General features: G+C 60.8%; 20 protein-coding genes. 7 read left to right on the top strand and 13 right to left on the bottom strand.

All coding sequences use genetic code 11. The annotated features are described in order from the left end of the window. Positions 1 to 5 precede the first annotated feature (5 nt). Positions 6 to 689 (bottom strand): vWA domain-containing protein, encoded by a 684-nt coding sequence (locus AC3RCJ_RS14925; protein WP_492964529.1) that lies wholly within the window; start codon positions 687 to 689, stop codon positions 6 to 8. Positions 690 to 1,013: 324 nt separating this feature from the next. Here AC3RCJ_RS14925 and AC3RCJ_RS14920 point away from each other — a divergent pair, with 324 nt between their 5' ends. From AC3RCJ_RS14920 to AC3RCJ_RS14910, 3 genes are all read left to right on the top strand, one after another. Further along, positions 1,014 to 1,460: a hypothetical protein gene (locus AC3RCJ_RS14920; RefSeq protein WP_492964528.1), complete on the top strand. Its 447-nt coding sequence runs from the start codon at positions 1,014 to 1,016 to the stop codon at positions 1,458 to 1,460. Between the two features lie 24 nt (positions 1,461 to 1,484). Next, positions 1,485 to 2,642 (top strand): helix-turn-helix transcriptional regulator, encoded by a 1,158-nt coding sequence (locus AC3RCJ_RS14915; RefSeq protein WP_492964527.1) that lies wholly within the window; start codon positions 1,485 to 1,487, stop codon positions 2,640 to 2,642. Positions 2,643 to 2,829: 187 nt separating this feature from the next. After that, positions 2,830 to 3,330, top strand: a complete 501-nt coding sequence (locus AC3RCJ_RS14910) for a hypothetical protein (RefSeq protein WP_492964507.1) — start codon at positions 2,830 to 2,832, stop codon at positions 3,328 to 3,330. A gap of 34 nt (positions 3,331 to 3,364) precedes the next feature. Here AC3RCJ_RS14910 and AC3RCJ_RS14905 read toward each other — a convergent pair whose 3' ends face one another. From AC3RCJ_RS14905 to AC3RCJ_RS14895, 3 genes are all read right to left on the bottom strand, one after another. Beyond that, positions 3,365 to 3,820, bottom strand: a complete 456-nt coding sequence (locus tag AC3RCJ_RS14905) for a tellurite resistance TerB family protein (protein WP_099664126.1) — start codon at positions 3,818 to 3,820, stop codon at positions 3,365 to 3,367. A 106-nt stretch (positions 3,821 to 3,926) separates the two neighbouring features. Beyond that, complete coding sequence (locus AC3RCJ_RS14900) at positions 3,927 to 5,336, bottom strand: hypothetical protein (RefSeq protein WP_492964509.1); 1,410 nt, start codon at positions 5,334 to 5,336, stop codon at positions 3,927 to 3,929. Positions 5,337 to 5,391: 55 nt separating this feature from the next. Next, positions 5,392 to 5,778, bottom strand: a complete 387-nt coding sequence (locus AC3RCJ_RS14895) for a putative quinol monooxygenase (RefSeq protein ID WP_492964511.1) — start codon at positions 5,776 to 5,778, stop codon at positions 5,392 to 5,394. 393 nt (positions 5,779 to 6,171) lie between these two features. Between AC3RCJ_RS14895 and AC3RCJ_RS14890 the strand changes: the two genes are divergently transcribed. Continuing rightward, a complete protein-coding gene (locus AC3RCJ_RS14890) occupies positions 6,172 to 6,981 on the top strand; it encodes a lipid II flippase family protein (protein WP_492964513.1) in 810 nt (269 codons plus the stop codon). Between the two features lie 263 nt (positions 6,982 to 7,244). Here the strand turns inward: AC3RCJ_RS14890 and AC3RCJ_RS14885 are convergent, their stop codons facing one another. From AC3RCJ_RS14885 to AC3RCJ_RS14870, 4 genes are all read right to left on the bottom strand, one after another. Beyond that, positions 7,245 to 7,943: an MAE_28990/MAE_18760 family HEPN-like nuclease gene (locus tag AC3RCJ_RS14885; protein ID WP_492964515.1), complete on the bottom strand. Its 699-nt coding sequence runs from the start codon at positions 7,941 to 7,943 to the stop codon at positions 7,245 to 7,247. Then, on the bottom strand, positions 7,943 to 8,992 hold the full coding sequence (locus AC3RCJ_RS14880; protein ID WP_492964517.1) for a GmrSD restriction endonuclease domain-containing protein: 1,050 nt from the start codon (positions 8,990 to 8,992) through the stop codon (positions 7,943 to 7,945). Before AC3RCJ_RS14880 ends, AC3RCJ_RS14885 begins: the two co-directional genes overlap by 1 nt. A 196-nt stretch (positions 8,993 to 9,188) precedes the next feature. Continuing rightward, complete coding sequence (purL, locus tag AC3RCJ_RS14875) at positions 9,189 to 13,235, bottom strand: phosphoribosylformylglycinamidine synthase (protein WP_492964519.1); 4,047 nt, start codon at positions 13,233 to 13,235, stop codon at positions 9,189 to 9,191. Positions 13,236 to 13,431: 196 nt separating this feature from the next. After that, positions 13,432 to 14,496 (bottom strand): GGDEF domain-containing protein, encoded by a 1,065-nt coding sequence (locus tag AC3RCJ_RS14870; RefSeq protein WP_492964521.1) that lies wholly within the window; start codon positions 14,494 to 14,496, stop codon positions 13,432 to 13,434. A gap of 387 nt (positions 14,497 to 14,883) precedes the next feature. Between AC3RCJ_RS14870 and AC3RCJ_RS14865 the strand changes: the two genes are divergently transcribed. After that, positions 14,884 to 16,509 (top strand): response regulator, encoded by a 1,626-nt coding sequence (locus AC3RCJ_RS14865; protein WP_492964523.1) that lies wholly within the window; start codon positions 14,884 to 14,886, stop codon positions 16,507 to 16,509. Between the two features lie 124 nt (positions 16,510 to 16,633). Here the strand turns inward: AC3RCJ_RS14865 and AC3RCJ_RS14860 are convergent, their stop codons facing one another. After that, positions 16,634 to 17,320, bottom strand: coding sequence for a glutathione S-transferase family protein (locus AC3RCJ_RS14860; RefSeq protein WP_492964525.1), 687 nt, complete (start codon positions 17,318 to 17,320; stop codon positions 16,634 to 16,636). A 94-nt stretch (positions 17,321 to 17,414) separates the two neighbouring features. Further along, a complete protein-coding gene (locus AC3RCJ_RS14855) occupies positions 17,415 to 18,167 on the bottom strand; it encodes an SDR family oxidoreductase (RefSeq protein ID WP_492964526.1) in 753 nt (250 codons plus the stop codon). Positions 18,168 to 18,313: 146 nt separating this feature from the next. Here AC3RCJ_RS14855 and AC3RCJ_RS14850 point away from each other — a divergent pair, with 146 nt between their 5' ends. Together AC3RCJ_RS14850 and AC3RCJ_RS14845 are read left to right on the top strand one after the other, a co-directional pair. Continuing rightward, positions 18,314 to 19,225 carry a LysR family transcriptional regulator gene (locus AC3RCJ_RS14850; protein WP_492964524.1) on the top strand — a complete coding sequence of 304 codons (912 nt, stop codon included), beginning with the start codon at positions 18,314 to 18,316 and terminating at the stop codon, positions 19,223 to 19,225. Positions 19,226 to 19,660: 435 nt separating this feature from the next. Beyond that, positions 19,661 to 20,059, top strand: coding sequence for a VOC family protein (locus tag AC3RCJ_RS14845; protein WP_492964522.1), 399 nt, complete (start codon positions 19,661 to 19,663; stop codon positions 20,057 to 20,059). A gap of 98 nt (positions 20,060 to 20,157) precedes the next feature. Here the strand turns inward: AC3RCJ_RS14845 and AC3RCJ_RS14840 are convergent, their stop codons facing one another. The 3 genes from AC3RCJ_RS14840 to AC3RCJ_RS14830 all read right to left on the bottom strand — a co-directional run bounded on the left by AC3RCJ_RS14840 (position 20,158) and on the right by AC3RCJ_RS14830 (position 24,584). Beyond that, positions 20,158 to 20,799 carry a TetR/AcrR family transcriptional regulator gene (locus AC3RCJ_RS14840; protein WP_492964520.1) on the bottom strand — a complete coding sequence of 214 codons (642 nt, stop codon included), beginning with the start codon at positions 20,797 to 20,799 and terminating at the stop codon, positions 20,158 to 20,160. Positions 20,800 to 20,810: 11 nt separating this feature from the next. Continuing rightward, positions 20,811 to 23,237: a membrane-bound PQQ-dependent dehydrogenase, glucose/quinate/shikimate family gene (locus tag AC3RCJ_RS14835; RefSeq protein WP_492964518.1), complete on the bottom strand. Its 2,427-nt coding sequence runs from the start codon at positions 23,235 to 23,237 to the stop codon at positions 20,811 to 20,813. Positions 23,238 to 23,537: 300 nt separating this feature from the next. After that, complete coding sequence (locus AC3RCJ_RS14830; RefSeq protein ID WP_492964516.1) at positions 23,538 to 24,584, bottom strand: NAD(P)-dependent alcohol dehydrogenase; 1,047 nt, start codon at positions 24,582 to 24,584, stop codon at positions 23,538 to 23,540. Positions 24,585 to 24,652 lie beyond the last annotated feature (68 nt).

Below are 24,652 nucleotides of genomic sequence, written 5' to 3'. Positions count from 1 at the left end.
GGCTTTCACGTATTCACGACGGACCAGCCGTCCGTCGAGGCCAGCTGTGCCTGCGCGCCGGGACGCGACTGCGACACCACCTGCATGCTGGCGCTCAGCCACAGGAACAGCTCGCGGAACTGCAAGCCTTTCAGCTGCTTGACGCCCCGCTCGCCCCGGCTGGAAAACTGCCCCAGGGTCTCGGTATTCGCATTGTCGCCCACGGCGATGGGGAAGATCGCCACTTTATTGGCCTGCTCGGCCGTGCGCGCCTGCTCGGCGCCGCGCAGCCAGGGATCGGTCGGCTCGCCGTCCGACATCAAGAACAGCCAGGGCCGCGTGTACGCCACGCCCGCCTGGCGGAAACGCTGCTTTTCCTGCTCGATTTCCGCCAGGGCCAGTTCCACGGCCGCACCGGTCGGCGTGGTGCCGTTCGCTTCGAGCCGGGGCGCCGTGAAATCCATGGCGTCGCACCAGTTGCTGGCCACCACGGCTTCGTCGTGGGCGCCATATTGGATCACCAGGATGCGCACGCGCTTGGCGGCGATCACGTCGGACTTGAGTTCCTGTTCCAGCAAGGCCAGGCCTTCGTTGAGCAGCGCGACGGGTTCGCCCGCCATGCTGCCGGAACAGTCCAGCACGAGCACCAGCGGCGTGCGTTGTTCGGTGTTGTCGACCAGGGCGACGTCGGGAATCATTATTGAACTCATGGGCTATCGGTAAATGTGAAATCGGACATAGTGCGAATCTTACATCACGGGCCGCCATTTCTTGCGCGAGATTGCGTTGATGAAAGATTTTCGAGCATGCAGCGCCGTGGCCGACTTTGCCTGACGCCAAAATCTGGCCTAAGGTGAGGTACGCATGGAAGGCCGTGGCGCCATTCCACACGCCAGCACCCTGCAAATATCCATCCCCATCTCATTCGGATGAATGATGCGTCGCACAGCGCCCTTGCCTAGACTGGCTCCAGCCTCGCGCCCCGCCCGTCCGGGCCGCGCGCCAGGGGCGCTCAACCATCGAGGGACGACATCATGAAAACCATTATTCCGCGCACGCTGCTGGGCCTGGCCGCCCTCACCGGCATGCTGGCCACCGCGCAAACCCTGCCGCAAGACAACACCGTGGAGGTGCCGGGCCATGCGTTGCGCATCGACGTGCCGGCCCAGCCGCGCCACATGCTGCGCGAAGACTTCCAGCAATTCGCGGGCACCTACGACCTGTCGAACGGCGACACCCTGCAGCTGCGCCGCGCCGGCACCATCATGTATGCGCGCATCGGCGAGCAGGACGAGCACCGCATCGTCGCCACGGGCCGCAACGCCTTCGTCGCGCTGGACCGCCAGCTGAAAGTGCGCATCGACCGCCACGACGATGGCAGCGTGGGCGGCGAACTGGTGATGGTGGTGCCGGCACGCCAGTTGGCCGATGGCAGCGCGCAGGGCGAACATCTGGCCACGCTGGGCTTTCCAGGCCGCTGACCGTGGCAGGAACTGGCGGACGCCATGGACATGCCGATGACAGCGCAGCAGCAGGCATTGATCGCCCGCCTGTATGACGCGGCGCTCGATGATACGCTGTGGCCGCAGCTGTGCCGCGACCTGGCCGATGCGTGCGGCGGCGCCAGTGAAACCATCCTGATCCTGGAAAGCGACAGCGGCGCGCAGCTGCTCAATCCTGCAGGCCACTTCGGCAAGGAGGCTACCAGCGCGTATGAAGCGTATTACTGGCAGCACGATATCTGGGCGAAACTGGCTTACCGCCTGGGCGTGGGCCAGGTACACGACAGCGCGAAGCACATTCGTCCGCGCGATTTCGAGCGCACGGAATTCTATGCCGACTTTTGCCGCCCGCACGACCTTTACCACGTCATCTGCGCGATCTTGCCCATGGCGCCCGGGGAATCTGCCCAGCTGGGCGTGCACCGCCAGCGCACGCAGGGGCCGTTTACGGACAGCCCACTGGTGCAGGCGCAACTGCAAGCGCTGCTGCCGCACCTGCAGCGCGCCCTGCGCATCCGCTCCCGCCTGGCGCACAGCAGCATGCGGGAGCGCACCACGCGCGCGGCGCTCGATGCGCTCGACACGGCCGTGCTGCTGGTAGACAGCCGGCTCGACGTGGTCTACGCCAACGCCAGCGCACTGGCCCTGTTCGGTCCCGGCCTCGAGCGCAGCCTGCATTGTCCTGCTGGCGGCAGTCCCCGCTGGTGCGCGCTGCCGCAACTGGCACAAGCCGTGCGGCAAGCCATCGGCGCCGGCCTCGGCACGCGGCAAGCCGCGCCCGTGGCCAGCGCCCTGCGCCTGCCGCGTCCCGGCGCGCCCGAGCTGTGCCTGACGGTGGCGCCGTTCCGGCCGCCGCACGGCCAGTCCGGCCAGCGCCCGTGCGCCCTGGTGCTGGCGCGCGACCCGCAGGCGCCGCCCGTGGCCGTCCCTGCGCTGCAACAGCTGTTTGACCTGACGCAAGCCGAGGCGCAAGTGGCCCAGGCGCTGGCGCACGGCGCCGCCATCGACCGCATCGCCGCCGATACGGGCGTCTCCATCAACACCGTCAGGACGCATCTGCACCACATCTACGACAAGACGGGCACGGCGCGCCAGGGCGAATTGATCGCCAAGATCCACCAGGGTGCCAGCCCATTTACCGGCAAGGCGAGTCCGCCATGAACAACACCGTGATTTCCGCCATCGGCCCGGGGCGGCTGGCGGCAGTGCCAATTGCGGCGCGCGCACGGCGTGGCTGGCGTGCTCCCCGGGTAAATAGCTGCGTGCTATCATCGCCGCCTTCGTCGCGATGACGGCACAGCCATTCCCATGGGGCAATATGTTTCGATCTGAAAGGTTTCCTGTCCGCTTGCGCAAGCTAGCGCGCCGCGGCCTGCGCCTGCTGGCCTGGCCCTTGCTGGCCCTGGTCAGCGCCGCCTGCACCAGCACCACGCGCCATCCTGCCAGCGAACCCACGCCAGTCGTCCTGCGCTTTACCTATGACGACGGCAAGCCGATGCGGCATGACAATTACTTGGCCCAGGCGCGCCAGCAAACGTATATCAAGCACTGCAGCAAAGTGGGCAGCACCAGTGTCTGCGACGTCGGCTCGGATGCACTGTTCATGGGCGGCGACGCCCCGCTGGACGCCAACGGCGAAGTGCGCGTCACCCTGCACTCGACCGGCCCCATCGGCAGCAATCCGACCAGTCTTTGCATCAAGGGCAAAGGCTACGTCTTTGATTCCGGCGACTGGAAACGTGGTCCCTTCAGCCCCGGACAGGTGATCGAGATCCGCTACAGGATCAGCGAAGTGGACATGGCGTGCCCCTGGTCGTCGGGCACGCCGCCGTGGTGGGACAAGAGTTAAGCCAGCCGGGTCCGGCTGGCCCGGCTTTACTGCTTTACTGCAACTCGAACTCCGCCGGAGTCAAGCCCAGCTCGCGCGCGATCTTGCTGGCCACGCGCTGCTCGTTGGCGTCGAAATTGCCATCCGACGAAGCGACGGCGATGATCATGCGCACCAGCAGGCGCGACGCTTCCACATTCGACTTCATCTTGCCCAGCGCCTGGTAGGCCTTGGCTTCGCCGATATCCTTGTCGAACTCCAGCTGGCCAACATACTCCTGGAAAGCCTTGATCACGTCCGTGGTGGTAAACACGGAGAGCGCGTCATTGCTTTCAATAAACTTCACCATCTTTTGCTTCTCTTCCGCGCTGACGCTGCCGTCGGCCATGGCGATCAGGGCCGAGCCCGCCATCGCGGCGTTCAGGAAATCCTTGTTCTTGTACTTCAAGGCCTCGGTTTTCAGTTCGCTTGCCTTGGTCTTCAGTTTGGACAGAAAGGAATCGAAACTCATGGTGTGCCTCCGGGTTGGTGTGGGTGCGGCAGCGCTACGCTGCCACTCCCACCCAAATGAGGGCGCATGCCTCAAATGCAAGCATCGACCTGCCCTGCCGCCGCTGCTACTCGGCCTCCTTGCCGGGCAGGCGCTTGCCCCGCAGGTCGAAATTCATCAGCGTGTGCGCCACGCCCGGGGTCTGGGTCGACGAGTACCAGTTCGGCAACGATTTAAAGGTCAGCACCATATCGAAGTCGCCGGCGATGCTGCCGGCATCCATCGGCACGTCGCCTTTGCGGTTCTGAAACCATTTCATCCATAGCTCCGAACCGGGCGCCGGCGTGAGCATGAAATCGGCGCCGTTCTGCGGTTTGGGCAACTGGATGGAGCCGGAGTTGAGTATCGGCAACAGGAACGATGGCATGGAATGGCTGGCCACGTTCCATTGCGCGGAACTGTGGCAGCTCATGCAGGACGAGCTTTGGCCGTTGCGCGCGTATTTGAGGGTGGGTTTCTTCCCTTCCGGATAGGCGATATTATTCATCGCACCATCGTTGGGGCCGGAAAGACGTCCGCCCCAGCCCAGGGTGGCGCTGCCGTAGGCGGGTGCCACCGGGTTCATCCAGTTTTCCTGCAGCACCGGCTTGAGTATGGCGGGGTCGCTGGCCTGCGGATCGTTGCCCCATTGCGCGCCCAGTACCACCATCTTGTCCCAGATGTCGCCGCCCTTTGCCGCGCGCGAGTCGTAGACCAGCGTGGTAAACACCCAGCCCGTCTTCGGCGCGGACACGCTGTCCTTGACGATGATGTCGAACTGCATCAGATAGGTATTGGTCAACGCCGGCGCCGTGGGTGGCTTGGGGAGCGTGGCGTTGACGCTCACATACGCGGGCCAGGACAAGGTGCCCTGCATGACCGGCCAGAGTTCCGGCCCGGCCGTGATGAAGGCGGCCTTGATGATCACCGAGCCTTCGGCAAACTGCGTCGATTGCGCCGTCAGGTTGGGCTCGCGCGCCGTCGCCCCCCACACCTTGTTGAGCGTCACGGCGGCGGTCTTGTCGTAATACGTCAGCACATAGGTGGTGATCGGCCGTTTCAGGCCGCTGGCCTTGAACAGGTCGGCATCGAGCTCGCCCGATCCCACATACATGCCGCGCAGGGGCTCGCGCATGCTCGCGCGTTTTTGCGTCACCGAGGTCGCGCCCATCCACGGCTCGTTATACCAGCCGCGCTCGCCGGCGTTCCAGTTCTTGTAGTCGAGCAACATGACGCGCATGTCCGCCCCGATCGATGCCTTCAACGCCTCGGCATAGGCGCCGGCATTCGCCGTCGTGATCTGGCCATTGTTGATGGCCGCGCGCCATGGCATCGCCGGGATGGCCTGGCCAGCCGGGTAGGCATGGCTCAAGGCAAACACGGGGCCGCTATAGCCGGCAGGCGGCGGCAGCTGCGAATTGGCGAAGGGATCGATGGCTTGCGCGGCGGCATTGGCACACAGGCCGGCGCACAATATCAACATTGCAATTTTTTGCATGACTTTCTCCAGTTGAAGGACGACGACAAAATCGATAGCCGGGCCGCCATGCAGCCTAGACAGGCGCGCTGCGCACAAAACCGTTGACCTGCGAGAGAAAGGCTACCGTGGTAAAGGGCCGCCCCCCGGCGCCAATAAACAGCTGGCCGTGCTCGGCGACGAATGCCTGGAATACCGGCCCGTTCACATGCCGCAGGAACGCGGCGTCGTTGCGATAGATTTCAAAAAACAGCAGCGACTGGGGACTGCCCGGCGGCAGCGACTGCAGGCCGGAAGGCGCCGCGCGCGGGCGGTGCACGAGATAAGCCAGCGTATCGGGTTCCTGCGACAGCACGGCTTGCACCAGCATGGCCAGCGCCTGCTCCACCTGCGCCTCGCAGCCGGGCAGAATGAACCATTCCGACGTCAGATGCAGGGCATCATCGGGATATGGCGTCATCATCAATTCTCCTCATGCAAGCGCTGCTTGCGAATGCCGGTCAAGAATCTTGCTGCTGCACGCAATGCCGCCACCCTCGCCTTGCGTGCGGGGGCAAGCGATATCCATGAAGACTTGTTGAAATTGCAAAAGATGCGATGCCTGATTCTGCACCGTTTGATATTGCTAAATATTCACCAATATTCACAAATCAAGAATATTTATTTTTGACATTATTTCCTTCATTCAGCCAGAGAATCCAGCGTTCACTGCAGAGCGCGGCAAGGCGCCACTGCGTGTCCATCCACAACCATGGACTGAAAACGCCGATACCCGTCATGCTTATCTAATTTGCAGTTGAAAAATATGTAACTTCATGGCAGCATGGAATTACATTTTCTTCACTGCAAGGTTGTGATGGACAAGCAATTGTTGTTGATTTGCGCACTGACGTTCATCATCCACCTCATCGGCACCCTCGCCTACTCCGTGCGCATCGCCGGCATCCGCACGCGGCGCATCGCCGTCTCGCTGGCCCTGTTCAGCATTTTGATGCTGCTGTCGCGCACGTCGAACTCCTTCCTGGGGCCATTCCTGGCCAAGCGCGTGGAAACCGGTATCGACCAGCATGTCGCCGCCGGCACCTTATTGCTGGACTTCCACTGGCTGCTGTTCTCCGCCAGCCTGGCGACGATACTGGGCGCCATCCTGATCCCCACCTTCCAGCGCGCCTTCTGCCGCGCCGTCGAGCATTTCCAGGTACACAGGTCGGTGCCGAAACTGCTGCTGCACGCCGTCTTCAAGGGCGGCTTGTCCTACCTCAAGACCTCCGCCAGCCTGCCCAAGCCCGCCAACGTCACGGGCCTGCGCCAACAATCCGGCGTCTCCGTCTCCATCGTCATCGCCACGGCCCTGTGGACGGTGGGCGCATCTTTGTCCACCTTACACCGCCGCCCTGTACGCGGGCGTGCTCGACCCCAGCGTGCGCGTCACCTCCAGCACGCTTTCATCGATCATCAACGGCGGCGCCACCATCATGATGGCCGTCTTCATCGGCACGTGGTGTCCGGCATGACGGATGACGTCATCGAAGGCAAGATCGAAGAATCGCAATTCCGGCGCGCGGTGGTGTGGCTGGTGGGAAGCAGATTGGCAGGGACGCTGATCGCGCAGTTTTTGCTGGTGCCGTCGGCGGTGGTGATTGTGGGGGTGGCGAATAGTTTATAGAGATTCGGTTTGTATGAATATGCGAATCAAGCGAATTAAATTCACCACTACATCATTCCCAATTAAAAAACATTAAATTAAAAATTTACATAAATAAAATACCAAAAATTAATTTACTTTAAAAAAGACACATATATAACGCAGAAAAAACATGGAATTTCAGAATAAATTCATTTTGAATTTTCCAAAAGAAGCTAATTTTTAGCATAGCACTGAAGCACAAACATATAAAACTTCAGCGATACATCTTCACCAACTAAAAATCACGAGACAAAATCATTTGCAATATACTTTTGTCTATATTCACTTTTCACAAAATCAAGGGAATTATAATTATTTTCAAGCATATTTAAATAATCATCAATCACCCTTGAAATAGCATCAAATCTTACCCCAAGCTCTGTTGACCGACCTAAACTCCCAATCGCCAAAGGAGTATTTCTACCATGCGCGACTTGGTTTCTTTTATCCACGACTTCATCAACATAAATTGCATCCCTTCCATTTCTCAAAAAATTATCTCGCACCCCTATACAGTTTGCTATTTTCTGTAATTTTTCAAACCAAGTATTTTGAAGCTGATCAGAAAAAACTGTATCACTTATAGAACATATATCTTCCGACTGCAACGAATCAAAAAGTTCGATTCTTTTTTCCCATTTCCCACCTGCCTTGAGCGAGGTAAAAATTGGGTCGAGAGCAGTAGGTAAAAAACCCCAATTCAGCTCTGAAAATTGAATTTTTAACGTACCAACACCTCTTATATATTGCTCTACTGCCTCATTTATTGTTTTTTCAAATGCTCCATAAAGTCCAACATAAAATAGCCCTCTAACGATCTTTATATCATCCGCATCTATGGGCGGCGTATTTTTAGACTCATGTTCTTTTATAAAACTCAAAAGTGTACGCACTTGATGCATGCGTTCATTAGCCTTACTCCTTTCGATGATAAATGCCATCAAAAAGCATCTCTTACATATGTTATCCGCGACAACACCATCCTTCGACTATTCGTCCCTGCAGTTGTAAGTTTTTTAAGCCCAGGATCCTCTGCCAATTTAGACAAAATTGCAGTCGAAATAACTCGTCCCTCAGTTATAGCCATTGCTACACCAACCGCTAAGGCTTCATATAAATTAGCACCGGTTGTTGACGACTGCCCACGCGTTATTCCATCTGGATAGGCAGTGGCCAATGCAGCAAATGTCTTCCTAAAAAGAGTCATTTTTTTTGCTGGAATATTATTGTTTGAATTGGCTTTCATGTAATCATTTAAGAAAAATTTAACACTACCATCAAAATTTTCATGATTATCTAAGTATGCGAAAAATCTTAGTACATATTCTTCTATCATACCATTCTGCTGTGCGCTTTCCTTAAGTCGCACAGCAGTATTAAAGTCTACAACTTTTGACAATTTCTTCAAATCCTGATTAAATACACCCCTGAAAATACAATTTCTTATTTCTTGATTTGTGAGCAGAACCCCACCAGTATTCAATCGCTCAAACAAATCAAATCGCACACTAAGATCACTCTTATCATTTAAAACCGTCACCCTAATTGGCCGAGTCATAAACATGAGCTGAATAGATTTTGCCAAATCAGAGAAAACAAAATCATTGAGCTCTGTTAGCTTTTCCAATCCAGTAATTTTCAATCCAGTTTTTCTAACTATTCTAGCTAAAAACTCGGGGGATGGATCGATAAAATGAACAATAGTTGACAACCTCTGCACACCATCAACAATTTCCCAAGTTGAGTCAGGATTTGTAGCCATAAATAAACTTGGAACTGGAATGCCTAATAAAATCGATTCAATTAACTCAGATTCCCTCTCTATATCCCAAACAAATTGACGTTGATACTCCGGCGGAACAAAAATAGCCCCCTCGACAAACATATCAAAAATCTGTCGTACAGTCATATCATAACTATCAAAGGAAACGAGTCTTCTTTCCTCATCCAGTTGTTTTTGCAGGCGAAGTACAGCGGTCGAGTTAGTCATATGTTTCCAAGTTATATAAAATAAGCAACATTTAATGATGTGTTAGCTTTACTCAAATCTTAGCAAAGAGAAATTTTTTTAGCAAGAAAATTCCTCATATGCAATCATGACTCAACAATAAAAAAGCCACTATCAATTGACAGTGGCTCATCTTCTATCTTAGTAGTACATCATCAATGCTGCACCTAAGATATATTTACCCCACAAACTTCCGTGCATTCCTGAACATGCGCATCCATGGCGAATCCTCGCCCCATGCTTCAGGGTGATACGACTGCTGGACGCTGCGGAACACGCGTTCCGCGTGCGGCATTAACACTGTAAAGCGGCCGTCTGGCGTGGTGACGGAGGTGATGCCTTCGGGCGAGCCGTTCGGGTTGTACGGGTAGGCTTCGGTGGCGGCGCCCTTGTTGTCGACGAAGCGCATGGCTTTGGTGACTTGGGTGATGTCGCCCGTTTGCGAGAAGTCGGCGTAGCCTTCGCCGTGGGCGATGGCGATGCCGGCCTGGGTGCCGGCCATGCCGTTGAAGAAGATCGATGGGGAATCCATCACTTCGACCATGGCAAAGCGGCCTTCGAATTTCTCCGACTTGTTGCGCGTGAACTTGGGCCAGGCGTGGGCGCCGGGGATGATGGATTTCAGGTTGCTCATCATCTGGCAGCCGTTGCAGATGCCGAGGCCGAAGCTGTCCTTGCGATTGAAGAAGCGCGCGAACTGTTCCGCCAGGCTGGCGTTGAACAGAATCGTTTTCGCCCAGCCTTCGCCCGCGCCCAGCACGTCGCCGTACGAGAAGCCGCCCACGGCGATGACGCCCTGGAAGTCGTCCAGTTTCACGCGGCCCGCAATCAGGTCGCTCATGTGCACGTCGACGGCCGTAAAGCCTGCCTGGTGCATCACGTAGGCCGTCTCGATGTGCGAGTTGACGCCCTGCTCGCGCAGGATGGCGACACGCGGACGCACGCCCGTGGCGATGAATGGCGCGGCGATGTTGTCGTTCTGGTCAAACGTGACGATAGGCGACATGCCCGGATCTTGCACGTCCAGCAGGCGGTCGTATTCGGCGTCCGCGCAGGCCGGGTTGTCGCGCAGGCGGGCGATGCGCCAGCTCGTTTCGCTCCACAGGCGGTGCAAGGCTGCACGCGGCTGGGTGTAAATCAGCTTGGCGTCGCGCGTGAATTCGATCACGTCGCGGTCGTTCAATTTGCCGATGATATGGCTGCAGGCGCCCAGATTAAACGTGCGCAGCACGTCCATGACGAGCGACTTTTCTTCCGCGCGCACCTGGATCACGGCGCCCAGCTCTTCGCTGAACAAGGCGCGCAGGGTCAGTTCGTTGCGGCGTTCCGCCACCTGGCCGGCCCAGTTCTTGGCGTCGCCCCAGTCGCTCGAATGCTCGCCTTCCATGGTCAGCATGTCGAGGTTGACGGACATGCCCGTGTGGCCGGCGAAGGCCATTTCCGTCAGGGTGGCGTACAGGCCGCCGTCCGAACGGTCATGGTAGGCCAGCAGCTTGTCGTCGCTGTTCAGTTTTTGGATGGCGGCGAAGAAGCCTTTCAGGTCTTCCGCGCTGTCCACGTCCGGCGTGGCATTGCCCAGTTGGCCCATGACTTGCGCCAGCGCGGAGGCGCCCAGGCGGTTCTTGCCACGACCGAGGTCGATCAAGATCAAGGACGTGTCGCCCTGGTCCGTTTTCAGCTGCGGCGTGAGCGACTTGCGCACGTCCGTCACCGGCGCGAACGAGGAGACGATCAGGGAGACCGGCGACGTGACGGATTTCGCCGCGCCCGTGCCCTCGTCTTTCCACGTCGTGCGCATCGACAGTGAATCCTTGCCGACGGGGATGCTGATGCCCAGCGCCGGGCACAGGTCCATGCCGACGGCTTTCACCGTGTCGTACAGGGCTGCGTCCTGGCCAGGCTGGCCGCAGGCGGCCATCCAGTTGGCGGACAGCTTGATGTCGGAAATGTCGGCAATCGCGGCGGCAGCGATGTTGGTGACGGCTTCGCCCACGGCCATGCGGCCGGAAGCGGCTGCGTCGATGACGGCCAGCGGCGTGCGTTCGCCCATGGCCATCGCTTCGCCCAGATAACCCTCGAAGCTCATGGTGGTGACGGCGCAATCGGCCACCGGCACCTGCCATGGTCCCACCATCTGGTCGCGCACGGTCATGCCGCCCACGCTGCGGTCGCCGATGGTGATCAGGAACGATTTATCGGCCACGGTCGGCAGCAGCAGCACTTTTTGCGCCACATCCACCAGGTCCATGCCGGTGAGATCAATGGCCGGGAAGTCGTTGGCCACGTGGACCACGTCGCGCTGCATCTTCGGCGGCTTGCCCAGCAAGACGTCCATCGGCATGTCGACCGGCTCGTTACCCAGTTCCGGATCGATCAATTTGAGCTGGCGTTCTTCGGTGGCCACGCCCACGGCGGCGAACAAACAGCGCTCGCGTTCGCACATGGCTTTAAATAAGGGCAGGCTTTCCGGCGCGATGGCGAGAACGTAGCGTTCCTGCGATTCATTGCTCCAGATTTCCTTCGGCGCCATGCCCGATTCTTCCAGCGGGATCTTGCGCAGGTCGAAAATCGCACCGCGCTTGGCGTCGTTGGTGATTTCCGGGAAAGCGTTCGACAAGCCGCCCGCACCCACGTCGTGGATCGAGATGATCGGGTTGTCCGCGCCCATTTGCCAGCAGGCGTTGATGACTTCCTGGGCACGGCGTTCCATTTCCGGATTGCCGCGCTGGACGGAATCGAAGTCCAGGTCGGCCGTGTTGCTGCCGGTGGTCATCGACGAGGCGGCGCTGCCGCCCATGCCGATGCGCATGCCCGGGCCACCGAGCTGCACCAGCAGGCTGCCGACGGGGATGTCGTTCTTGTGCGTGTGCTGCGCCGAGATATTGCCGATGCCGCCCGCGATCATGATCGGCTTGTGGTAGCCGAATACGGCGTCTTTGTCCGTGCCGACGTTCTGTTCATAGGTGCGGAAGTAGCCGCCCAACACGGGACGGCCGAATTCGTTCGAGAACGCGGCGCCGCCCAACGGGCCTTCGATCATGATCTGCAGCGGCGACGCGATGCGCTCCGGCTTGCCGTATTGATCTGCATCATCTGCATCAGTGCGCGACGCCAGCGGCGCCGTCACGGAAGCGGCCGTTTCCCAGCTGCGCACGGCGTCCGGCAACGACAGGTTCGACACGGTGAAACCGGTCAAACCGGCCTTCGGCTTGGCGCCACGGCCTGTTGCGCCTTCGTCGCGGATCTCGCCGCCCGCGCCCGTGGAGGCGCCGGGGAATGGAGAGATGGCCGTCGGGTGGTTATGCGTTTCCACCTTCATCAGCGTGTGCGTCAGTTCCGTGGAAGCCGCGTATTCGTGGTTTGCACCGCGCGGGTAGAAGCGCGACACGGTGGCGCCTTCCATGATGGACGAGTTGTCGCTGTAGGCGACGACGGTGCCCTTGGGCTGCAGTTCGTGCGTATTCTTGATCATGCCGAACAGCGACTTGGGCTGCGCCACGCCGTCGATGGTCCAGTCGGCGTTGAAGATCTTGTGGCGGCAATGCTCGCTGTTCGCCTGCGCGAACATCATCAGTTCCACGTCCGTCGGGTTGCGGCCGGCCTTGGTGAAGGCAGCGTCCAGGTAGTCGATTTCGTCTTCCGACATCGCCAGGCCCAGCTCGACGTTCGCCGTTTCCAGCGCGCGCTTGCCCTGCCCCAGCAGGTCGATCGATTCCAGCGGACGCGCTTCCAGGGTGCGGAACAGGTCCTTGGCGTCGTCGGCGCTGCGCAGCACGGATTCGGTCATGCGGTCGTGCAGCAGGTCGGCCACGGCCTGTACTTGCTCGTCCGACAATTTCCCGGCGCCAATGGCGCTGCCCAGGATGCCCGATTTCAGGTTGATGCGGAAAGCGACGCCGCGTTCGACGCGCTTGATGTGCGCCATGCCGCAGTTATGCGCGATGTCGGTGGCTTTTGAAGCCCACGGCGAAATCGTGCCGAAACGGGGGATGACGAAGAATTCTTCGGCAGCGCCTTCCGTATTGTCAGCCTGGGCCGGCTCGCCGTACGTCAGCAAGGCGCCCAGGCGCGTGCTGTCGTCGGCCGTGAGGGGCGCGCTGGCATCGATGAAATGGACATAGCGTGCTTGTACGGCAACAATCGCAGGCGAGACGGCTTGCAGTTGGCTTAACAGACGGTGGCTACGGAAATGGGACAGGGCATTGGAACCCGGCAGTATCAACATGGTTGGAAGGTGGTTGATGCAGCGTGGCTGCGGGTTAAAGGTAGGTATGACAATATCTTTCGTACGGCAAATTTCCTTTGCGCGCATTATACCCGTTTTACCCCTGCCTTATGACCGGAACTTGGGGCTTTCCCGCCAATTGCGCCCGCAGGCCGCCACTTTTTGACCGTCCTGCAACAGCCGCGCCGGACAAAGCTCAAGCGATCACGTAGCGGTTCTTGCCCTGGCGCTTGGCCTGGTACAGCGATTCGTCGGCCAGGCGGTAGCTGTGGCCCAGGTCCTTGCCCCGGTCCACCTCGGCCACGCCCACGCTGATCGAGACGAACTGGGCGGCATGGAAAGCCTGGCTGACGGCCTCGACCAGGGAGCCGGCAAAGGCGGCCGCATCTTCGCGGCTGCCCGCATAGACGACGCCGAACTCCTCGCCGCCCAGGCGCCCGCACAGATGGCCTTGCGCCTTGTCGGCGATGATGGCGGCCGTGCGCATGAGCACCGCGTCACCCGCATCATGCCCCTGCTGGTCATTGATGATCTTGAAATCGTCGATATCGATCATCAGGAAATGCAGCATGCCTCCCTGCGGCGCGCCATGCATCTGCTGGGCGCGCTGCGTGAACATGCGGCGGTTGTTCAAGCCCGTCAGGCTGTCCTGGAAAGCCAGCCGCGTCAATTCCACCTTGGCGTGATAGTTGCGTAAACGCAATAAACTGAAACTGACGTTCAGCGCCAGCCCGAACAGCACGCTGGCGGCGATCAGCAAGGGCACCCAGGCTTCGTCCGGCATGCCCGCATTCACGGGAAACAGGCCGTGGCCCATGTTCCACCAGACGCCGGCCACCACGGCCAGGTAACTGAGGCCGCCATTGAAGATGGAGGCGATGGCCAGGGTCATGAAGGCGCCCACGGGCAAGACCCAGAAGCTGGCGTGGTCGATGGCGTCGGCCATGGTGCGCAAGCCGAAGGTCAGCGACAGCACGGCGCAGGCGCCCGTGATGGTCAGCACGGGCAAGGTGGTGCAGCGGTAGCGCACCACCAGGCTGCAGAGCATGCCCAGCAGCGCCAGCACGGCATGCTGCAGCTGCGGCTCGTAGGCGGGCGGCATCAGCAGCCACGTCATGCTGTAGGCAATGACGCCCAGCACTTGCGTGACCATGCCAACGCGGTGCAATTCCGCGAAATAGGTATGCTGCTGTTCGCTGTTGCCGCCAAAGGCAAGGGGAACGGCGACGCGCCGCAGGGTGCTCAGGGAGGGAAAAGGCATGGCGGCAAGAAAATCCAGGTAAAGGGCATGCGGAAAGGCGCCGGCGGTTCCGCCACTGACGGTATGCACCGCTGCGCATGCCTCGCATCCGGCCCGCCCGGGGCAGGCCTTGAAGTTGCAAATAGAATACTCTTTCCGAGGTAACCATGCAAGGTGATCCGCGCTTGGAGGTGCTTGCACGCAACGCCCGGCGGCGCCCGCATTGCGCCGCGATGCAACACTTGCATGGCGACGCCCTGCCCCGTGCCCGATTCGGCGCATTTTATTGGCGGCGCGGCCCGGCTTTGCAGTATGCTGATAAAAAATAATATTATTAGGCAACTACACTGCATTATGGAAAAGCCGATGCAATGCCGATGCGCAAAACAGATGAACGAGAGCTGAACAATGCCAGAAAATAGCGACTTATCTGTCCTGATCGTCGACCCGAACCCCAGCATGCGGGGCAATCTGCACAATATGCTGAACCAGGCGGCCATTAGCAAGGTCGAATATGCGGTCAATGCGGGCACGGCCATCCGCCTGCTGATGAAGAAACCGTTCGACATCATCCTGTGCGAATACGATCTTGGTAGCGGCACGGACGGCCAGGACGGCCAGCAATTGTTGGAAGACTTGCGCCACCACAAGCTGATCGGCCTGTGGACGATCTTCATCATGCTGACCTCGGAAGCCATCCACAGCAAGGTGATCAGCGCAGCCGAGCTGACCCCGTCCGATTACATCCTGAAGCCGTTCACCGTCGACGTGCTGAGCGGACGCATCGCGCGCGCCATCGAGCGGCGCGCCATTTTCCTGCCCACCTATCAGCTGATCGACAAGGGCGACTTGCGCGAAGCCGTGAAAAGCTGCCGCGCGGCCGAACTGCAGCACCCGCGCCTGGCGGCCGATTTCGCCCGCCTGCGCGCCGAGCTGCATATCACCCTCGGCGAATGGAAGGAAGCGGAACAGATCTACGCCGACATGCTGGCCACGCGGCCCATGGCCTGGGCCCACCTGGGACTGGCGCGCACCCTGTTCGAACAGCAGCGCTATGAGGAAACGCAAGACGCGCTGCTGGAGCTGGTCGAGCAAAATCCCCGCTTCATGGCCGCCTACGACCTGCTGGCGCAAAACCATGAAGCCATGGGCCAGCAGGTGCAGGCCAAGAAAATCCTCGAGGACGCGGTGGCCATTTCGCCGCACATGGTGCGCCGGCTGCGCCACCTGGGCGGCATCGCCTACGACACGGGCGACATCGGCGTGGCCGAACGGGCCTACAAGCAGGTGGTGACGAAAGCCAAGTACTCCGAATTTCGCGACCCGGAAGACCATGTCAACCTGGTCAAGACGCTGGTCAAGAAGGGCGACGCGCCGCAGGCCAGCGGCGTGCTGCGCGACATGGAGCGCTCCTTGCGGGGCAGCGCCAACGTCGAAGCGTGCCGCGCCATCTCGGCCGCCATGCTGCATGAACTGTCGGGCAACGACATCGCCGCCGCCAGCGAACTGCAGCTGGCCGCCGCCGCCCTGGACACGGCGCGCGGCCTGTCGACGCAGCTGAAGGTGGGGCTGGTGCAAAGTTGCCTGAAGAACAATTTGGAACAGGCGGCATCCGACGTCATGATGAAACTCGTCAACGAAGCCGACAGCGACGTGACGATGGAAGCGGCCGTGGACGTGTTTGAAAAGGCGGGACGGCATGACCTGGCGCAAGGCATGGGCCAGCAGATCACCCACCAGGTGCAGGAATTGATGCAGGAGGCGGCCAGCAAGGTGGAAAGCGGGGAACTCAAGGGCGCCGTCTTCGTGCTGCGCCAGGCGCTGCGCAAGACGCCGGGCAACCTGCCCGTGCTGTTCGCCTCCGTCGAGGCCATCTTGCGCCAGCTCAATATGCTGGGCTGGGAAGCGCCGCTGGCCGAACAGGCGCAGCACCAGATGCAGGTCATCCGCAAGATCGACCCCAGGCATCCGCAGCTGGAGTCGCTCAGGCAGCAGTATGCGGCCACGCAGCACAAGTATGGTATTGCGACCTGACTCTTGCCTGTGCCCTGCCTGCCAATCGACAACAACGTTCGACAAGGTGAGCCGTCCCATCGCCGCCGTTTGCGCATGTTGCATCGCCCTACGGCCCACGACGGCAGGTTGGGAGGGCAAGCGCTCAGGTCGGGACGACGCCAGAAGGAGGATTGCGCGCCAATAGTGCGTTCTGATCGTGCAAATGCTGGCGCAAGCGGGCGGCATAATCGTCCGCCACGGCCGCCCTGACGCTCGGACGCCGGGCCAATGCGCGGCGCCAGATGGCTACCCGTTCGAGGCCGTCAAACACCGGGTGGCCGGACTCAAATGCAAGCAGGTCGAAGTAGCGAAAAACCGGGGCAATGAAGGCATCGACCATGCTGAAGGCTTTTCCGCCGAAATAAGGACCGTCAGACATGGCTGCCTCAAGCCGCTCCAGCTTCTTCCTGAAAGCAGTACCTTTGGCCTTTGCCGTTTCGTGGCCGGAGGCGTTCAGCAGGCCCCATGCGTCGGACAACATGGCAGAAGCGAACTCCATCCATGCACGGTGTTGCGCACGTAGCAGCGCATCGACAGGATGCAATGCGGGTGCAGCTTGCACGTCCTCGACATATTCACAGATCGCGACGCTTTCGACCAGGACGGACTCGCGCCCGTTGTCGTGTAAGACCTGGAGCAGCGGAACCTTGGCCGTCGGGGACATGGCGAGGAACCACTCCGGCTTGTCGCGAAGATCAACATCGATACGCCCGAAAGCGATCCCTTTTTCATGCAATACGATGGCGACCCGCTGAACGAAGGGGCACAGCGGGTGGCTGACGAGCGTCAATCGCGTTTCTGGCATCTGAATACTCTCTTTGAAAATGATGCCCGCTCGCGCATTCGGAGCGGGCGCATCCGTATAGTTCGGCGGTTGTGTGACGTCAGCCGTTAAGCATACGGCCGCCGTCAACGATGATTTCGGAGCCGACGGTCCAGCGGGACTCATCGGAAGCGAGGTACAACACCGCCTTGGCCACTTCCTCCGGCGTGCCGAAGCGGCCGAAGGGAATCGTTGCCGTAATTTCCTTGTTGAGCTGATCGCGGTAGGCATCCGGGATGCCGAGCTTGTCGTACAGCGGCGTTTCGACGGGGCCGGGACTGACGGCGTTGACGCGAACGCCGCGTGCCAGCAGTTCGCCCGATAGCGTTTTCGACAAGTTCAAGAATGCGGCCTTGGTTGCGGCATATACCGATGAATGCGAGGAACCGACGTGCGCGCTGACCGATGTGTTGAGCACCACCGATGCGGGGTTCGCGAACACTGGCAGCAGCGCCTGGATCAGGAAATAGGGTCCCTTGACGTTGATGTCGAACGAACGATCGAACATTTCCTCCGTCCACGCTTCGATCGGCGTCCAGACGGATACGCCAGCGTTGAGAAAGGCGATATCGAGCTGGCCGTAGTGCGCCTGGACGGCTTGCGCCAACTCCTGTTGGGCGGCGACGCTGGCGGAATCGGCGCGCAGCACGAGAACCTCGGCGCCAAGTTCCTGCCTGGCCTTCTCGATGGATTCCGGATTGACGCCGGTGACGACGACGCGGGCGCCTTCGGCGAGGAACTGCCTGGCTGTTTCGAGGCCGATGCCACTGGTGCCGCCGGTGATAAGCGTACGTTTTCCTTGCAAACGGGACATAAAATTCTCCTGTAGATGATTCATGATCAACCAGCGTTGGCTGACCTGCCGTGGAGAGAACTATGCACTCATGCAAGAAATTCGATAAGATCGCATCTTTGCATATAATTCATGCTCCAATTGCATGAATTGAATGAGGAGTAACTGTGGACCGGTTTCTGTTAATGACATGCTTCGCGCGCGCGGTGGAGACAGGGAGCTTTTCCGCAGCCGGCCGCGACCTGGGCTTGGGGCAGCCGAACGTCAGTCGTCATGTGGCGGCCTTGGAAGAGCATCTGCAAACGCGACTGCTGCACCGGTCAACGCGCAAACTTGCCCTCACGCCCGAAGGCGAACGCTACTATGCGGAAGTCCGGCGCATCCTTGACGCCGTCGACGAATCCGAATCGTCCTTCAGGGAAAATGTCGATCCGTCCGGATTGCTGCGCGTGGCATGCCCGACCGCCCTGGCACATGCATTTGTTTTGCCGCAGGTCCCCACCTTCCTGGAGCGCTATCCTGGCTTGGCGCTCGATCTCCAGATCAGTGATCGCTATGTGGGTCTGGTCGACGAGGGAGCGGACCTGGCAATCCGGATCGGCCACCTGGAAGACAGCGCACTGCGCGCGCGGCGCATCGGACTGTTCGAGCGCGTGTTCGTCGCCAGCAAGGGCTATCTCGCCAAACGTGGCGTCCCGCTCGCGCCCGATGATCTGCGCGGGCACGATTGCGTGATCTACACCCTGCTGTCGTCAGGTGCCACATGGCGCTTCAGGGAGACGCAAGTACCCGTATCCGGGAGGGTGCGGGTCAACTCGCCTGAGGCCGCGCGAGAACTGGTCAACGCGGGACTCGGTATCGGACATGGGCCGCAGTGGCTGTTCGAGGAAGGCCTCAGGAATGGCAATTTGCAGCTGCTCCTGACGGGGCACACGGCCCTGCCGGTCCCGGTGCAAATCGTCTATGTCGCAAACAGGCTGCTGCCAACGCGCTCCGTCGTGTTCATGGACTTCATCGCTGAAGCATTTTCCAAGGTGGCGGCACTGAATGCCCCTCCTGAGCGGCCGCTGCCGCGATAAATCCATTCTTGCGACGCAATTGAAGGTGGCTGCCAGCGCCTGCTGCATGGAAAAGGCGTGGTCAACAACGCGGTGCAAATGCCCGCCGCTTGCCGCCGCAAGCCAGAGCGATTCCGTGAAACGGGTTCGCAGCGCGGGGCAAGGTTCGGTCAAGGCTCGCCCCTGAGCGTGTAGACGGGCTTCTCGGACTCCCCTTTTTCCGCCATCGCCAGCACGCGCCGCAGCTCCTTGCGCTCGTCGCCGAGCGGGGAAAAAGGCTCATCAGGCAAGCCACGCTGGCCGGGCTGCCGTATCCGCTGATGTGAATCAAACTTGAACTGACTGCCGCTGCGCTGTCATCTGAGGTAAAGTCATGACGGACCGTAGCCACAGGAATGAGGCTGCGATTGCCCATTTCCCCTGTTCCACGCAATCCCAACCTGGCAAGGAGGCGCCATGCACAAACAGATCATCCTCAACCTGCCCGTGAAGGACCTGGACAAGTCCAGGGCCTTCTTTTCCGCTCTCGGCTTTACCTTCGATGCCCGGTACAGCGCAGAGAACGCGGCGTTCATGAATATCGTCGACGGCACCATCCAGGCCATGCTGACGACCGAACCCTTCTTCCAGTCCCTGATCGACAAGCCGGTGGCAAATGCAAGGGAAGCCAATGAAGTCGTCATTTGCCTCAGCTGCGAAAGCCGGGAAGAGGTGGACAGCCTGATCGCCAGGGCCGTTGCCGCCGGCGGCCGCACGCCGCATCCGCCCGAGGACCAGGGCTTCATGTATGACCAGGGCTTCGAGGATATCGATGGCCACTTGTGGAACCTGGTCTGGACGGCGCCGCAAGCCTGAGCCGCCGAGCAAGCTTTCGAAGCTCGATGCAAGCGTGGCGCAGGTCGGACAGGCTTCGCAGCGTCGGATTACGGCCCTGCCGGGCCTCGGCGGCGCCGCTAATCCGGCCGGCGCGCCACGCGCGCCACCACCAGTTCGATCAGTTCCGCAATCAAGGGCCGGAACGCGGCGGCGTCGCCGCCCTGCCCCAGCATGACGGTGCGCGTGGTCAGGTGCGAAAAGACGGCGTCGAACAAAATCTGCGGCAGGTTGGACAGCGAGGTATCGGGCGCGATGCGGCCCTGGGCGCGCTGCTGCTCCAGCAGGCGCAGGATCAATGCGTGCCACACTTGCGGGCCGTGTTCGTACCAGGTCAGGCCCACGGCCGGCACGGCGGCCGCGCCCGTGACGACGAGGCGGTAGAAAGCCACGTGGCGGGGGCTGGTGACGACGGCCACCAGTTCATCGAGGATCAATTGCAAACCCTGTTCCAGGCCCGCTTGCGATGTATCGAGCTGGCGCAGCGCGATGATGAAGTCGGCGCACAAGTACTCCACCACGGCCACCAGCAATTCCTGCTTGCTGCCGAAATAACGGTAGGCGGTGGCTTTCGAGCCGCCCGCCTCGGCCACGATGGCGTCCATGCTGACGCCGTCGTAGCCGGAGGCGAGGAAGAGGTCCGCCGCCGCCACCAGCAGCTTGCGCCGCCGCTCCTCGCTTCGATTGCTGGGGGAAGCGGGAACGGTGCGCAACTGGGGCATGAAGCAAACTCTTACTGTGTCTTGGGAAGCGCGTATGCTATCACGTAATCGCCCCGGTCCGGGCTCTGGCGGGCGCCGCCCGCCGCCACCACCACGTACTGGCGGCCCGACGTGGGCGACACATACGTCATCGGCGTGCCTTGCGAGCCGACGGGCATGCGCGCCTTCCACACTTCACGGCCGGTGGCGATATCCATGGCGCGCAAATAGTAATCCTGCGTGCCCGCATAAAACACCAGGCCCGATGCCGTGCTCATGCCGCCGCCCAGGGTCGGCATGCCCAGCGGGATGGGCAGCTGCGCGCGCACGCCGTTAATGACGGCATCGCGCACCGTGCCGGCCGGACGCTCCCACACCTTGGTGCGGGTTTTGAGGTCGATGGCGGCAAACACGCCCCAGGGCGGGCTTTGGCACGGTATGCCCAGCGGCGAGTTGAAGGCCTTGTGGTCGATGACGAAGGGCGTGCCATCCATGGGATAGGTGCTGCCCACGCCGTGGCCAGCCGTCAGCTTGGCCACGTCCACCGTCTCGCGCGGCACCAGCTTGACCACTTGCGGCATGCGGATGTCGTTGACGAACATATAGCCATTGCTTTCATCGACGGCCGCGCCGCCCCAGTTGAAGCCGCCGTAGTAGCCCGGATAGATCAGCGTCTCTTTTGTGCTGGGCGCCGTGAACTCGCCCTGGTAATTGAGCTTGCGGAAGCTGATGCGGCAAGCCAGCTGGTCGAAGAAGGTGGCGCCCCACATGTCGCGCTCCGTCAGGGTTTCCGCGCCGAGGGCCGGCATGCCCGTCGAATATGGCTGGGTCTTGGCCACCCAGTCGCCGGCCGCGTGCTCCTGCGGCACGGCTTTTTCGATGACTTCGGCGATCGGCTTGCCCGTGCGGCGGTCCAGCATGAAGATCTGGCCACGCTTGGTCAGCTGCACCAGCGCGGGGATTGTGCCGCCCTTGCCGTCCGGGACGTCGTACAGGGCCGGCTGCGCGGCCACGTCGTAATCCCAGATGTCGTGGTGGACGGTTTGATAGGTCCAGCGTTCGCGGCCCGTGGCCATGTCGAGGGCGACGATGGCCGACGCATATTTTTCCGTCAGCGGCGGACGCTTGCCGCCCCAGAAGTCGGGCTGCTCGTTCCCCGTCGGCAGGTAGACCAGGCCCAGTGCATCATCAAAAGCGGGCGCCGACCACATGTTGGGCGTGCTGCGCGTGTAGGTCTGCCCTTCCGGCGGCAGCTTGGTGATGGCCGGGTTGCCCAGGTCCCAGGCCCATACCAGCTCGCCCGTGTCGGCGCTGTAGGCGCGCACGACGCCCGACGGCTCGTCGGTGGAGCGGCCGTCGAAGACCCAGCCGCCCAGGATGATCAGGTTGCGCGCCACCGTCGGCGCGGACGTGTAGGCGTAGTACGGCACGTTCATCTTGACCTTGCCCAGGCCGACGGTCAGGTCGACGGAGCCCTTGTCGCCGAAACTCTCGCACGGCTTGCCCGTCTGCGCATCGATCTCGATCAGGCGCGCATCCATGGTCACTTGCACGATGCGCTTGGCGCAGACGCCCGCTTGCGGCGCGCCGGCCGCCTGCATGCCGTCGAAACGAAATGGTTTTGTCACTGTCGCCGGTTCGTAGTAGCCCACGCCGCGGCAGCGGTTCCATGTTTTGATGTTGGCCGGCTTCGGGTCGAAGCTCCAGCGCTGCTTGCCCGTATCGGCGTCGAGCGCGATGACCTTGCTCGTCGGCGTGCATGTGTAGATGGTGTCGCCGATCTGCAGCGGCGTGTTTTGCGACTCGGAAGCGCCCTCGGCCAGCTCGCCCGTGCGGTAGGTCCAGGCCACCTGCAACTGGTCGACATTCTGCTTGTCGATCTGCGTATAGGGCGCGAAGCGCGTGCCCTTCGGCCCATAGCCATAATGCGCCCAGTTGGCGCTGCCGTCGTTGACGGCGGCCACGGCATCCTGCCGCGGCTGAACGGTCGCTTCCAGCACGCCATGCGGCTTGAACATGGCAGCAAAACCGGCCGCCAGCACGACGGCAAACAGCGCGGCGAAGCCGCGCGAGGGGCCGCCGTGAGCGCGGCCCGCCAGCCACGGATGCAGCAGGGCGGCCACGAAAGCGATGACGAGGTACGGCGCCAGGCGCGGCACCATGGGCCAGAAGGCGAAACCGGTTTCCCACACGGCCCACAGCAAGGTGGCGATGAGCAGCACCGCGATGACGGCACTGGCCAGCGGTTTGCGGCGCAGATACAGCACGCCGGCCAAGATCAGGCCGAGACCAGCCGGCAGGTAATACCAGGAACCGCCAAGGGTGATGAGTTCGATGCCGCCCGCCGCCAGGGCCAGGCCGGAAAGTATAAGGAAAATGCCGAAAACCGCCAGCGCAAGGCGCTTGCGCCTGGAGACCGGCGGGATCGCCGCCGCTCCATTCTTTGTTGTAGTGTCCATTTTTTATCCATGACGCCTCCCCTGCCCAGGCCAGCAGGCCGGGGATGGCTGATTTTTTTAAATCTACGTAGTGAAACTGTACTGTACGGTTTCATTTTATGCCGATTTTTGATGCAAGGAAAGAAAAATTGACATGAGTGCTTGATTTTGGGCGGGGATGGGGAGCTGGCGGGGTTGTCGGATTACGCGCGTACGCGCTAATCCGACCTACCGCACTAATCAGACGAACCGGACCGCTGGACAGGCGTAGGTTGGATTAGCGCAAAGCGCGTAATCCAACAAACACGGGCGCGCCGGGTGTTACAGGGATGCCATGTCGATCACAAAACGATACCTGACGTCGCTCTTGACCACGCGCTCAAACGCCTCGTTGATATCCTGGATGCGGATGATCTCGATGTCGGAGACGATATTGTGCTTGCCGCAGAAGTCCAGCATTTCCTGGGTTTCCTTGATCGAGCCTATCATGGAGCCGGACAGGCTGCGGCGCGCGCCCACCAGGCCGAAGGCGCTCACGGGCGGCACGGCGCCGTCCGGGATGCCGACGATGACCATGTTGCCGTCCACTTTCAGCAGGTTGATGTACTGGTTCCAGTCGATGGCCGCGCCCACCGTGCAGATGATCAGATCGAAGGTGCCGGCCAGCTTTGTAAACGTTTCCGCGTCGTTGGTGGCGTAATAGTGGTCGGCGCCCAGGCGCAGGCCGTCTTCGCGCTTCGACAGGGTCTGGCTCAGCACCGTCACTTCGGCGCCCATGGCGTGGGCGATCTTCACGCCCATGTGGCCCAGGCCGCCCATGCCCAGGATGGCCACCTGCTTGCCGGGACCGGCCTTCCAGTGGTTCAGCGGCGAATACAGGGTGATGCCGGCGCACAGCAGCGGCGCGGCCGCGTCCAGCGGCAGGTTGTCGGGGATCGACAGCACATAGCCTTCCTTGACGACGATGCTGTCCGAGTAGCCGCCCTGGGTGGCCGTCTTGCCGTCCGCTTCGACGCCGTTGTAGGTCTGGATCAGGCCCGGCATGTACTGTTCCAGGTCCACGTTGCGCGTCTTGCAGGTGGTGCAGGAATCGACGAAGCAGCCCACGCCCACGTGGTCGCCCACCTTGAACTTGCTGACATTGGCGCCGACGGCCGTGACGACGCCGGCGATTTCATGGCCGGGCACCATGGGGAAGGCGGAACCGCCCCATTCGTCGCGCGCCTGGTGGATGTCGGAATGGCATACGCCGCAGTATTTGATCGAGATGGCCACGTCGTCTTCGCGCGGGGCGCGGCGCTCGAACGTGAACGGTTGCAGTGCGGAAGTGGGGCCGAATGCGGCGTAGCCTTTGGCGATGGTGCTCATGAAAACTCCTGTATCTGATATGTGTGACGAGGGGGACGCGTGCCGTGCATGCGATTGCACAAGTGTGC

Source organism: Janthinobacterium sp. GW822-FHT07H11 (assembly GCF_058798615.1).
This window is presented reverse-complemented; position numbering and strand designations above follow the sequence as displayed.

Coding starts and splice junctions, on each gene's coding strand:
- AC3RCJ_RS14925 (WP_492964529.1), bottom strand. CDS start 689: ATGAGTTCAATAATGATTCCCGACGTCGCCCTGGTCGACAACACCGAA.
- AC3RCJ_RS14920 (WP_492964528.1), top strand. CDS start 1,014: ATGAAAACCATTATTCCGCGCACGCTGCTGGGCCTGGCCGCCCTCACC.
- AC3RCJ_RS14915 (WP_492964527.1), top strand. CDS start 1,485: ATGGACATGCCGATGACAGCGCAGCAGCAGGCATTGATCGCCCGCCTG.
- AC3RCJ_RS14905 (WP_099664126.1), bottom strand. CDS start 3,820: ATGAGTTTCGATTCCTTTCTGTCCAAACTGAAGACCAAGGCAAGCGAA.
- AC3RCJ_RS14900 (WP_492964509.1), bottom strand. CDS start 5,336: ATGCAAAAAATTGCAATGTTGATATTGTGCGCCGGCCTGTGTGCCAAT.
- AC3RCJ_RS14895 (WP_492964511.1), bottom strand. CDS start 5,778: ATGATGACGCCATATCCCGATGATGCCCTGCATCTGACGTCGGAATGG.
- AC3RCJ_RS14890 (WP_492964513.1), top strand. CDS start 6,172: ATGGACAAGCAATTGTTGTTGATTTGCGCACTGACGTTCATCATCCAC.
- AC3RCJ_RS14885 (WP_492964515.1), bottom strand. CDS start 7,943: ATGGCATTTATCATCGAAAGGAGTAAGGCTAATGAACGCATGCATCAA.
- AC3RCJ_RS14880 (WP_492964517.1), bottom strand. CDS start 8,992: ATGACTAACTCGACCGCTGTACTTCGCCTGCAAAAACAACTGGATGAG.
- purL (WP_492964519.1), bottom strand. CDS start 13,235: ATGTTGATACTGCCGGGTTCCAATGCCCTGTCCCATTTCCGTAGCCAC.
- AC3RCJ_RS14870 (WP_492964521.1), bottom strand. CDS start 14,496: ATGCCTTTTCCCTCCCTGAGCACCCTGCGGCGCGTCGCCGTTCCCCTT.
- AC3RCJ_RS14865 (WP_492964523.1), top strand. CDS start 14,884: ATGCCAGAAAATAGCGACTTATCTGTCCTGATCGTCGACCCGAACCCC.
- AC3RCJ_RS14855 (WP_492964526.1), bottom strand. CDS start 18,167: ATGTCCCGTTTGCAAGGAAAACGTACGCTTATCACCGGCGGCACCAGT.
- AC3RCJ_RS14845 (WP_492964522.1), top strand. CDS start 19,661: ATGCACAAACAGATCATCCTCAACCTGCCCGTGAAGGACCTGGACAAG.
- AC3RCJ_RS14840 (WP_492964520.1), bottom strand. CDS start 20,799: ATGCCCCAGTTGCGCACCGTTCCCGCTTCCCCCAGCAATCGAAGCGAG.
- AC3RCJ_RS14835 (WP_492964518.1), bottom strand. CDS start 23,237: ATGGACACTACAACAAAGAATGGAGCGGCGGCGATCCCGCCGGTCTCC.
- AC3RCJ_RS14830 (WP_492964516.1), bottom strand. CDS start 24,584: ATGAGCACCATCGCCAAAGGCTACGCCGCATTCGGCCCCACTTCCGCA.